7 protein-coding genes are annotated in these 11,851 nt (G+C 46.5%); all 7 read left to right on the top strand.

Annotation, left to right across the window (positions count from 1 at the left end; translation table 11 throughout):
* The first annotated feature begins 44 nt into the window (after positions 1-44).
* The 7 genes from DW183_RS11215 to leuB all read left to right on the top strand — a co-directional run bounded on the left by DW183_RS11215 (position 45) and on the right by leuB (position 11,844).
* Positions 45-749: a LytR/AlgR family response regulator transcription factor gene (locus tag DW183_RS11215; protein ID WP_118282163.1), complete on the top strand. Its 705-nt coding sequence runs from the start codon at positions 45-47 to the stop codon at positions 747-749.
* Positions 746-2,128 (top strand): ATP-binding protein, encoded by a 1,383-nt coding sequence (locus DW183_RS11210; protein ID WP_118282161.1) that lies wholly within the window; start codon positions 746-748, stop codon positions 2,126-2,128. Before DW183_RS11215 ends, DW183_RS11210 begins: the two co-directional genes overlap by 4 nt.
* 116 nt (positions 2,129-2,244) lie before the next feature.
* Complete coding sequence (locus DW183_RS11205) at positions 2,245-5,673, top strand: glycoside hydrolase family 3 N-terminal domain-containing protein (protein WP_118282158.1); 3,429 nt, start codon at positions 2,245-2,247, stop codon at positions 5,671-5,673.
* Positions 5,674-5,892: 219 nt separating this feature from the next.
* A complete protein-coding gene (locus DW183_RS11200) occupies positions 5,893-8,289 on the top strand; it encodes a beta-glucosidase family protein (RefSeq protein WP_118282156.1) in 2,397 nt (798 codons plus the stop codon).
* Between the two features lie 11 nt (positions 8,290-8,300).
* The gene (locus tag DW183_RS11195; protein ID WP_118282153.1) at positions 8,301-8,867 is read left to right on the top strand and encodes a GtrA family protein; all 567 of its coding nucleotides are present in this window, start codon (positions 8,301-8,303) and stop codon (positions 8,865-8,867) included.
* A 179-nt stretch (positions 8,868-9,046) separates the two neighbouring features.
* A complete protein-coding gene (locus tag DW183_RS11190; RefSeq protein WP_118282150.1) occupies positions 9,047-10,522 on the top strand; it encodes a methyl-accepting chemotaxis protein in 1,476 nt (491 codons plus the stop codon).
* 215 nt (positions 10,523-10,737) lie between these two features.
* Positions 10,738-11,844 (top strand): 3-isopropylmalate dehydrogenase, encoded by a 1,107-nt coding sequence (leuB, locus tag DW183_RS11185; RefSeq protein WP_118282148.1) that lies wholly within the window; start codon positions 10,738-10,740, stop codon positions 11,842-11,844.
* Positions 11,845-11,851 lie beyond the last annotated feature (7 nt).

Raw genomic sequence — 11,851 nt, 5'->3', positions numbered from 1 at the left:
CAAAAGCGGCACCTCTTTTGCAGTGTAAGAAAAGGAAGAAACGTATGCGAGTAGTCGTAGTAGATGATGAAAAAAAGATGCGGGATGAGATCGCTGATTATCTGAAAACTTTTGAAAAAGAGCAGAAGGTCAGCGTGATCGCACAAGTCTATGAAAGTCCGGAGGATTTTTTGGAGCATTATCAAAAGGATGCAGACCTGATCCTTCTGGATGTGGAAATGCCGGGCATGGACGGCATTTCTCTGGCGCGCAGGATCCGACAGGATGACAAGGAAGTCCTGCTTATGTTTATTACCAATATGGCACAGTATGCCCTGCATGGCTACGAGGTCGAGGCAATCGATTATGTCATCAAGCCGCTGGGCTATCAGGAGTTTGACCTCAAGATGAAAAAGGCAATGCGCTATATGGGGCGGCATGAGAAAAAGCAGATGATGCTGCAGACGACAGATGGCATACAGCCGGTGGCAATCGAGGACATCCTGTATGTCGAGGTCATCCGTCATTATTTGCAATACCATACGACCGGGCAGGTCTATGAAGTACGCGGCGCCATGAAAGAGGCTGAGGAAGAACTGGAACGCTATCATTTTGTCCGTTGTAACCAATCTTACCTAGTCAATCTTGCAAAGGTAGCCTGTCTCCATGGAAATACGGTTACGGTAGGGTCTGACCAACTGCCGATCAGCCGCAACAAAAAGACAGCCTTTGTGGATGCTCTGACCAGATATATCGGAGGTATGGCATGATGGGAATTTCTGCACTGGATGTCTTTGAAGAACTCCGCTTTATCTGGGAACTCCTTTTGGCAGAGATCCTTTATGCCGCCTGTTTTACCAAGAAGCGTAAGACCGGGAAATGGCTGCTGCCGGTGGGCTGGCTGGTCTTTAGTCTGTCCGCAGGGATTTATGTGACCTATGTATTGGATCTGACCAAACAGGTATCGGGGATCTGGATCAATGCCGTAAATATTTTGTGGTATGTCCTTTTGTCCGCGGGAACCATCCTCTATATTTATTACAGTTTTGATCTGAGCAAGGCGGATGCCATGTTCTTGTGCGCGGGAGCCTACAGTCTGCAGCACATTGAATATGTCATCATCAATGAAGTGATCGCGCGCGGTGTCTGCAAGATTTTGTTGGAAAGACTATGGGATTACGGACTTATGTGTATCTTTACAACAGCGCTCTTTTATTTTATTTTTTACAAGGTCTTTCATCAGAAACTAAAGGACAGCGGGGGACGGCTCTTTGAAGATAATCCAAGCAATATCGCCTTTTGTGGTATGTTGTTTAGCATCGTTTATCTGGCAACCTTTATGTGTCAGGCAATTTTCGTGAGCAATTCCAATACCTATGATCATGTAAATTATCAGGGGGCAACGGTAGATTTTCTGATCTGTATTCTGCTTCTCTGGGTGCAGCATGGGATCTTGCAGATCCGCAATATCAATCAGGAAAAGGAGATCGTGGAGCACCTCTTATATGAGAGAAAACGCCAGTACGAACTCTCCAGGGAAAATATCGAGACCATCAATCACAAGTGCCATGACCTCAAGCACCAGATCCGTGCCTTAGAGCATGTCAGCGAAGGGGAGCGCAGTGATTATATCCGGGAACTGGAGGATGCCATCGGTATCTATGATGCAGTTGTCGAGACCGGAAATGAGGTGGTAAATACCATTATTTCCGAGAAGACCCTGATCTGTGGCAGGCGTGATATCCGCCTGTCCTGTATCGTGGATGCCAGTCATCTGGATTTTATGTCGACACTGGATATTTATGCGCTGCTGGGAAACGCTCTGGATAATGCCATAGAAAATGTCAGCAAGTATCAGGATACCGACAAGCGTATCATCAGCCTGACCATCCGGGCGGTCGGGGATTTCCTTAGTATCCAGATCAACAATTATTGTGAGGAAAAGGTAGCCTTTGCGGACGGGCTGCCGATCACGACTAAGCGCAACAAAGATTACCACGGCTTTGGGATGAAGAGTATGCGGCATATCGCTAAAAAATACGGCGGTTCCATGGCAACCTCGGTCGCCGATAATATGTTTACCCTGCAGATCCTCCTGCCTATGCCGGCGGAATTTTTGCGCCTTTATAAAGAAGCGGAACATAGATAATCTGCCAAATATGTCAGAAATCGGTCAGATGTGCCAGACCCATTGTAGGGTCTGGCTTTTTTTACTATGGTAGGCATAGAAAGATTGAGCCAAAGGCTTAAAAGGAGGAGGAAACAATGAAAACAAAACCATTTAGCAAAACAAAGTCCATAGTGACTTATGTTGTGTGTGGTGTATTGATCGTTGCACTTGCCATCGGCAATTATTACGCATCTTTGTATAAAGATCTGATTACGGTCTACACCAGTGGTTCCGATGTGGTTACGACAGATGAATCTGCAAAAGTCTGCCAGACCATTGAGGAAGAGGGCATGGTCCTTTTGAAAAATGAGGACGGATTGCCATTAAAAGAAGGCGCAAAGGTATCTTTGCTGGGACAGGATTCCGTAGACTTTGTCTATGGCGGTTCCGGTTCCGGATCGGTTGATACTTCCCAGGCTCTTAATTTGAAAAAGGCGATGGAAGCATCCGGTTTTGAAGTCAATGAAACCTTATGGGATTTCTATGACAGCGGTGCCGGTAAGGATTACCGCAAGAGCGTACCGGATGAGACCGGCGCAGGCGAGTTTGCCGTAAACGAAGTGCCGGCAAGCGTCTACACAGATGATGTGAAAGACAGTTTCAAGGATTACAATGATGCAGCCATCGTTTGTATCGGACGCAGTGGCGGCGAGAGTGCAGATATCCCAACCGAGCCACTGGCAAGCGGCTACAAATATCTGGAACTGGATCAGGATGAAAGAGACATGCTGACCATGGCTTGTCAGAATTTTGATAATGTTGTTGTGCTTGTCAATGCCAACAATGCCATGGAACTGGGCTTTTTAAATGACGAAGCCTACAAGAATGTCAAGGCTTGTGTATGGGTCGGCGGTGTTGGTCAGGAAGGTATCAAGGCAGTTGCAGAAGCACTTGCCGGAAAGACTAACTTCTCAGGACATTTAGCAGATACCTATGCCTATGATTCCCAGAGTGCGCCATCCATAGAAAACATTGGTGATTTTACCATCACCAACAGTGATGTGACAAATGGCAACAAATATACTGTTTATTCTGAGGGTATCTATGTTGGTTATCGTTATTATGAGACACGTTACGAAGATGCCGTGATGGGAAGCGGAAATGCAGGCGATTATGACTACACTTCTACCGTACAGTTCCCATTTGGCTATGGACTTTCCTACACCGACTTCAAGTGGTCTGATTATTCCGTAGAGGATAAGGGCGATACATACGAAGTCAGTGTGACCGTAAAGAATACTGGGGATGTGGCAGGCAAGGATGTCGTAGAAGTCTACATGCAGTCGCCATATACCGACTATGACAAGGAAAACGGTATTGAAAAATCAGCCGTAGAACTGGTCGGATTTACAAAGACAGATTCCATCGAACCGGGCAAAGACCAGACAGTTACCGTATCGGTGGATAAAGAAGTCATGAAAGCCTATGATGCCGCAAATGCAAAGACCTATGTGGTAGATGCCGGAGATTATTATTTTACGGCAGCAAGCGATGCACATGAGGCACTCAATAATATCTTAGCAGCCAAGGGCTATACCACAGAAAATGGTATGGATGCAGACGGCAATGCGGATATGACTTATAAGACGACTGTAGATACGCTGGATACTACAACTTATGCGAAATCTACGGAAACAGGAAATGACATCACAAACCAGTTTGCAGATGTCGATATCCGTTACTATGATGATTCCTTTGCTTATCTTACCAGAAGTGACTGGAGTGGATCATTCCCAAGCACTTATGCAGATGGAAACATGACGGCAAGTGATGCCTTGCTTTCTGATCTGCAATGGGATCGAAGCGATGACGTGGTAAATGACGGCAGTGCTATGCCGGAATTTGAGCAGGATAGTGATAAAAAGGTATCCGATGCAAAGGATGCATCTTATGATGATGAGATCTGGTCAGAACTTGTCAGCGAATTATCCGCAGACCGCGCAATGCAACTGGTACGTCAGGGTGGTTATGCAACCATTCAGGCAGATGATATCGGACTTCCGGCAACCACCGATAAAGACGGTACCTCCGGTATTTCCGGAACACTGGTCGGTGGGCAGTCTGCTATGGCATATCCGGTAGAAGCCGTGATGGCTTGTACCTGGAATACAGATCTTTTGTATGAAATGGGACTCAGTCTTGGCGAGGACTCTATCAACACAGGCGTTGCCGGCTGGTATGCACCGGGTGTTGACATTCATCGTTCTCCGTACAGCGGACGTAACTTTGAATACTTCTCAGAGGATGGCTTCCTTTCCGGTCAGTTGGCAGGAAATGAGGTTAAGGGCGCAAGAGAAAAAGGCGTTATCACTTATATGAAGCACTTTGCTTTGAACGATCAGGAGACCAACCGTTATGGCGGTGCTATGTTTGCAAATGAGCAGGCAATCCGTGAAATTTACTTAAAGGGATTTGAATATACCGTTACGATCGGAAATACCAACGCAGCCATGGCTGGTATGAACCGTATCGGTGCCCGTTGGGTCGGCGCACACAAGGGACTTATGACCAATGTACTCCGTGGTGAATGGGGATTTGAAGGTATGGTCATCACAGACCAGGCTTCCGTACCGGCAATGTTCTATCAGGATATCGTATCCGGTCTTGCGGCAGGAACCGACCTGTGGCTGAACACCAACAAGAGTTACTGGGCACTGGATTCCTACGCAGAGGAAGATGGAAGTACGACAGACTGGACATCCAATGCAACTGTTATGAACAATGTGGCACGCGCTGCAAAGAATGTGATCTATGCAGTTGGTACATCCAATGCCATGGACAGCGTTTCCGATGACGGAACGGTGGCAAGCCAGAAGGCACCATGGGAGATCGCACTGATAATCTTAGATATTATTGTCTTTGGTATTTGTGGACTTTTGATCATCTTGACCAGCATCCGTTGGGCAAAATATGCAAAGAGTCTGCCAAAGCAGGAAGAAGAAGGAGATGATATTGTGAAGAAGAATAAAGTTGTTGTTTTAGTGATCGTCGCAGTGATCGTTGGTCTTTTGGTCGGTGGACTGGGTGTTAAGTTCCTTGGAGGATCCAAGTCTTCCGGCAATGCAGGAAATTCCGCTGCATCTGATGCTGGTGCGGCAAAGGGTAGTGTATACATTTTTGGTGAAGATAAGGAAAATTCCTATGGCGGAACCGATTATGATGAATATCAGTTGACCCTGAAGGAAGATGGTACATATGAGATGGTGATGACAGAGGCAACATTTGCGTATGATATGCTTCTTGGGCATACCTCTGTGACGACATATGGTACATATGAAAAGGGAGATTCTTCTGACGGAGCAACGGCATGTAAGTTGTCAGAGGCAACACGTATTGTTTACAATAGTTATTCTGATGTTGGAGGATACAATTTGTCGTATGATACAGATAGCATCGATGAATACCCGATTGAATTACCAGGTGGTGTTATGACAGAAAAAGAAGATTTCTTTGCCCAATATGGTGCTGAGAGAACGGCTTATCTGGATGATGCAAATCCAAGCCAGATGTCTTTTGAAGAATAGTTAGAAAGTTTGAAAAAAGGGTGTCGCTTTTCTATGGCGATGCCCTTTTTACAAAATTGAAAACATAAGTACAAACGATTGCCTGCGGAATGCTTTATTCTAACTAGGAAAGAAAGTTGCAATTTATGACGCAAAAGATACAGATTGTGCCATAAAGATAGCAGGGACAAAAAAACATGTTATGATAGCATCAACAAAGAGGATGAGAGGAAGAAGGATATGTTACAGTATCAGGAAATCATTTCCAAAATGACGCTGGAGGAAAAGGCATCCATGATGTCAGGACAGGACACCTGGCGTACCAAGGATTATAAGAAAATGGGCATCCCAGCCATGTTTTTATCCGATGGCCCGCACGGACTGCGTAAGCAGGCGGGGGCAGGAGATCATCTGGGACTCAATGCTTCCCTGCCGGCAACCTGTTTCCCGACAGCGGCGACTATGGCGAACAGTTGGGATACATCGCTTGGCGAAAAACTGGGCGAATGTCTGGGCGAGGAGGCAGCAACTCTTGGTGTGAACATGGTACTTGGACCGGGACTGAACATGAAGCGAAGCCCCCTCTGTGGACGTAATTTTGAATATTTTGCAGAGGATCCTTATCTGGCAGGAAAGATGGCTGCGGCATATATCCGAGGCATCCAGAGCAAAGGAGTAGCAGCCTGCCCGAAGCATTTTGCGGCTAATTCACAGGAAGAACGCCGTATGGCGATGGACTCCGTGGTAGACGAGAGAACCTTCCGCGAACTTTACACGACAGGCTTTGAGATCGCTGTCAAAGAGGGCAGGGCAAAGGGCATTATGACCGCCTACAATCAGATCAACGGCACCTATGCAAATGAGAGCAAACATCTGCTGTGCGACATACTGTATGGTGAGTGGCAGTATGACGGCATGGTCGTATCGGATTGGGGCGGAAGTAATGATCACGTCGAGGGCGTGCGACAGGGCTCTCATCTGGAAATGCCTTCCACCGGAAAGATGGGGGCAAAGCAGATCGTCCGTGCCGTGCAGGAGGGAAGTCTGGAGGAGCAGATTCTGGATCAGCGCGTAGATGAACTTTTACGTGTTGTTTTTGCCACACATGAGGCGACGGCACAGCATGAGGGCAAGGGCTTTGATGTCAAAAAGCATCATGATTTTGCCAGATGCGCAGCCGCACAGAGCATTGTCCTTTTGAAAAATGAGGGAAAGATCCTGCCGCTTGCCAAAGACAAGACGGTCGCAGTGATCGGAGATTTTGCCAAGACACCGCGTTACCAGGGCGCAGGATCATCTCTGGTCAATCCGACTAAGGAGCCGGAGAATATCCTGGATCTGATCGCGAATTATCCGGTCAATTATTTGGACTATGCCAGAGGCTATGTGCGCAACAAAAAGACAGACGTAAGACTTTTAGAAGAAGCAAAGGAACTGGCGAAACGTGCGGATATCGTATTGCTTTGTGTGGGGCTGGATGAGATCAGTGAATCGGAAGGTCTGGATCGGACCCATATGCGTATGCCACAGGCACAGATTGAATTGATCGAAAAGGTATCGGCGGTCAACAAAAATGTGGTGGTTGTCCTATCTGCCGGATCTTCGGTGGAAATGCCTTGGGCAGACCGGGTGGCTGCGATCGTGCACGGTTATCTGGGCGGACAGGCGGGAGCATCCGCTATGCTGGATGTCTTGACCGGAGCGACTTGTCCTAGCGGAAAGTTGAATGAGACTTATGCTTACAGTCTGGAGGATGTGGCTAGTACATCTTACTATCCGGCTATCGAGCGCAGCAGTGAATACCGTGAAGGACTTTACATGGGATACCGCTATTTTGACACGGCTGGAGTTAAGGTGCGATTCCCATTCGGCTTTGGGCTCAGTTATACGACGTTTGCCTACAGTGATCTGACGGTCGATGGAGGTGGCGTGACCTTTACGATCACCAATACAGGCGAGTGCGATGGTGCAGAGATCGCCCAGATGTATGTCGGGCATGAGCGCAGCCATCTGTTTGGACCGAAAAAGGAATTAAAGGGCTTTGTCAAAGTATTTTTGAAAAAGGGAGAAAGTCAGCAGGTGACCATCCCATTTGATGATAAGACCTTCCGTTACTACAATGTAAAGACGAATGGCTGGGAAGTCGAAGGGGGTGCTTATCAGATCTACATTGGAGCCAGTGTAGAGGATATCCGCCTGCGCGCAGAGATAGAAAAAGAGTCTTCCGGTGCGCCACTTCCATACGATATGAAGTGCCTGCCTTCCTATGCGAGCGGTCAGGTCAAGGCGGTATCCGATCAGGAATATGCTTATCTGTATGGACGCGATCTGCCGCCGGCAAAGTGGGATACTTCCGGTAAATTGGATAAAAATGATGCCATTTGCCAGATGTATTATGCCAAGTCTTATCTTGCCAGATTTATCTGCTTTATCTTACGCAGCATCAAGAAGGCAAGTGAGAAAAAAGGAAAACCAAACTTAAACATTTTATTTATTTACAATATGCCCTTCCGTGGGCTTTCCAAGATGACGGGCGGAGCCATGAATGAGGACATGATCGATGGACTGGTGGAAATGGTCAACGGCAGAGGTATGATCGGTCTGGGGCATTTCCTGGCAGCAATTTTTAAGGGATAAAGGAGTAGAGTATGAACGCAGTAAAAAACGCATGGGCAGGATTTGCCGAAAAACATCCCGGAGCGTCCAAATGGATCCGCGAGGGTGGTTTGTTTGTGATCGTCAGCAATCTGATCACAGTATTAAAGTATTTGATGTTATTGTTTTTGCCATTGGCATTTGCCGGACTGCCAAATATTGATTTTGGATTTCCGGGGATTGATATTACCCTGTTTGGAGAGACATTCAAGTGGAATATTATCGGATATGATGCTCAGCACGGAGGACTGCCATATTTCTGCGCTTATATGGTAGCCATGGTGCTCGGCGAATGTATCAACTTCCCGATCCAGAGAAGTTTTGTATTCCGCAGTAAGGGAAATATCTGGTATCAGGGCTTGTGGTATCTGATCGCATTTTGTATCGTTACCTGTATCGTCAATTCCATCAACTGTATCTGGGTTGCTGTGGCAGCACTCTTTGTACCGGATTGGCTTTACAATATCGGAACGACTGTCTTAAACGGCGGCGTTTCCATGGTGGTCTTCTTCTTCGTAAATAAGATCATCTTCCCGGAGGGAGAAGCCAAGAATAACTAAGTTTTTTCATTAAATCCTTTCCTTATATAGGGCGGTATCTTCGGATACTGCCCATTTTTGTTGTGGTGACGAGGAAATACACGTATAAATTTCCTACGAAATATTGCGAAAATACAGGCAATATCGTATGATATGTGCATGAAACTTTTGGATAAAACGAGTCAAAAAGAGGGGTTAGCATGACATTACAGGAAAAGCAGTTAGGAGAAAAGAACCGTACGGGATTTATTGTCGGAATGATCATCACAGGAGCACTCCTGATATCGTCCTTTACGGGCATGATAGATGTAGGCTTTGATGCCAAGGGTATCGCCGCACTTTTGGCAGGGGTGGCAGCCATGGTGGTACAGGTGATTGCTTATCGAAAGTTTAAGTATCAGGATATTTTCTATCATTTCAGTTGTTATTCTGTTTTCCTTTATTATGTGATCGAATTGTTTACAGGCGGTATTTTTATGCGCTATGTAGTTATATTTCCGATCGCGGTCTTGGTCCTCATGTATCGCAAGGTCAAACTGGTCAAGGTAGGATCCTTCTTTGCCATTGCCAGCAATATCGCATTTGATATTTTTTATGCCATGCATTACGGCTTGAGTGGGATGCAGGAAGATGTGGGCTATCAGTTGGCAGCGATCGTTGTTGCCGCAGCATCAGAACTCTTAGTCTGCGCGCAATGGGAAAGACATCAGACGGAGACCTATGAGGAAATCCAGGAGCGCACGGCAAGACAGGCAAATATTGCAAAAGAGATCATGGAACATTCCGAGGAACTGACAGAGCAGTTTGATCAGGCAATGGATGTCTCCCGGATGTTAAATGAGAGTATGGATAGCAGTCATACTTCGGTCAATGAGATCGCAGACAGTACAAGACTTACAGCAGAAGCCATTGAGTCGCAGACAGCCCAGACCATGGATATCCAGAATATTTTGGAAAAGGTAGAAGAACAGGCCCACCGGATGAATGACCTGTCGCAGACGACCGCACAGGCGGTAGAAGAGGGCGTTGATCTGGTCAATGCATTGGAAGAACAGGCAAAGGTGATCGCTTCCGTCAATCGTGAAGCAAGTGTTTCTACCAACAATCTGAACGACCGCATCAAGGAAGTGGATGCCATCACAGAGACCATTCTTGGTATTTCTTCCCAGACCAATCTTCTGGCACTCAATGCGTCGATCGAGGCGGCAAGAGCAGGAGAAGCAGGCAAGGGATTTGCCGTTGTGGCAGATGAGATCCGCAAACTTTCCGAGGAGACCAAAGAAGCAACGGAGCAGATTGGTGTCATCATCAGCAAACTGACGACAGAAGTCGGCGCGGCAACGCAGAGCATGACAAAATCGACGGATTATGCAGAACGCCAGAATGAAAAGATCTTATCTACAGGAGATAAGTTAAACAGCATCCAGACCAATACCCAGGAACTCAATGAGAGTGTCAGTCATGTAACGATTTCCGTGGAGCAGGTACTGACAGCAAATACAAAGATCACGGACAGCATTGCTAATTTATCTGCCACATCACAGGAAGTAGCGGCATCTTCGGACAATGCTTTATCACTCAGTGATCACAGCATGGCGACTTTACAGGATATGAACCGTAATCTGGAAAAGATAGACCAGATCTCACAGGCGATGCGGGAAGCAGCGCAGGAATAGCAGTTTTTTGAAATAGGACGGATACGAAAGTTACAGAAAATGTAACTCTCGTATCTGTTTTTTTGTGCATAAAAATCCATTTTTTATGCAATCTTCTTATTGAAATGCATATGTAAATACTTTATTATAGTAAAGTATAGAATCTTCTATGAAATGTGTTGTTTTTGCCACACAATATAGGAGGTGTGCTCGGGATAAGGAGGACATAAAATAATATGGAATACAAAGTAGGCGTCATCAGTGGTGACGGAATCGGACCGGAAATTGTTTCGGAAGCAAAGAAAGTCTTGGATCGTATCAGTCAGGTTTACGGACATACGTTTCATTATGAAGATATTTTGATGGGAGGCTGCTCGATTGACGCAACCGGCGTACCGTTGACCGATGAAGCGATCGCAGCGGCAAAGGCATCGGATGCCGTATTGATGGGCTCGATCGGTGGCAATACCGCGACTTCTCCATGGTATAAACTGGCACCGGAACTCAGACCGGAAGCCGGACTTTTGAAATTGCGCAAATCCCTGAATTTATTTGCAAATTTAAGACCGGCATATCTGTATGAGGAGTTAAAGGCAGCATGTCCGCTCCGCGATGATATTATCGGGGATGGTTTTGACATGATGATCATGCGTGAACTGACCGGAGGACTTTATTTCGGTCAGAGAAGCACAGAGGAAGTAGACGGTGTCTTAACAGCACATGATTCGCTTACATATAACGAAAACGAGATCAGACGTATCGCAAAGCGTGGCTTTGATATTGCAATGAAGCGTCGTAAGAAGGTAACCAGTGTTGACAAGGCAAATGTTTTGGATTCTTCCCGTTTGTGGCGCAAGGTCGTAGAGGAAGTGGCAAAGGATTACCCGGAAGTCACTTATGAGCATATGCTGGTTGATAACTGCGCAATGCAGTTAGTCAAAGATCCAAAGCAGTTTGATGTGATCTTAACGGAAAACATGTTTGGCGATATTTTATCCGATGAAGCCAGCATGGTGACAGGATCCATTGGTATGCTTTCATCCGCAAGTTTAAATGAGACCAAGTTCGGTCTTTACGAACCGTCCGGCGGATCTGCACCGGATATTGCAGGAAAGGGCATTGCCAATCCGATCGCAACCATACTGAGTGCAGCCATGATGCTCCGATACAGTTTTGATCTTGATACCGAGGCAGATGCCATTGAACAGGCAGTCAAAGCTGCCCTTCATGATGGCTATCGCACGATCGACATCATGCCGCGCGAAGGCGAATCCATGGAAGGCATCACACAGGTCGGAACCGCCGAGATGGGTGATCTGATCTGCCGCTACATCGTGGAGTAGATTTGAA

The organism is Roseburia sp. AM16-25 (genome assembly GCF_003473825.1).
GTDB lineage: Bacteria > Bacillota > Clostridia > Lachnospirales > Lachnospiraceae > Pararoseburia > Pararoseburia lenta.
Note: the sequence above shows the minus strand (reverse complement) of the source record. Positions and strands in the feature narration are given on the sequence as shown.

Coding starts and splice junctions, on each gene's coding strand:
- DW183_RS11215 (WP_118282163.1), top strand. CDS start 45: ATGCGAGTAGTCGTAGTAGATGATGAAAAAAAGATGCGGGATGAGATC.
- DW183_RS11210 (WP_118282161.1), top strand. CDS start 746: ATGATGGGAATTTCTGCACTGGATGTCTTTGAAGAACTCCGCTTTATC.
- DW183_RS11205 (WP_118282158.1), top strand. CDS start 2,245: ATGAAAACAAAACCATTTAGCAAAACAAAGTCCATAGTGACTTATGTT.
- DW183_RS11200 (WP_118282156.1), top strand. CDS start 5,893: ATGTTACAGTATCAGGAAATCATTTCCAAAATGACGCTGGAGGAAAAG.
- DW183_RS11195 (WP_118282153.1), top strand. CDS start 8,301: ATGAACGCAGTAAAAAACGCATGGGCAGGATTTGCCGAAAAACATCCC.
- DW183_RS11190 (WP_118282150.1), top strand. CDS start 9,047: ATGACATTACAGGAAAAGCAGTTAGGAGAAAAGAACCGTACGGGATTT.
- leuB (WP_118282148.1), top strand. CDS start 10,738: ATGGAATACAAAGTAGGCGTCATCAGTGGTGACGGAATCGGACCGGAA.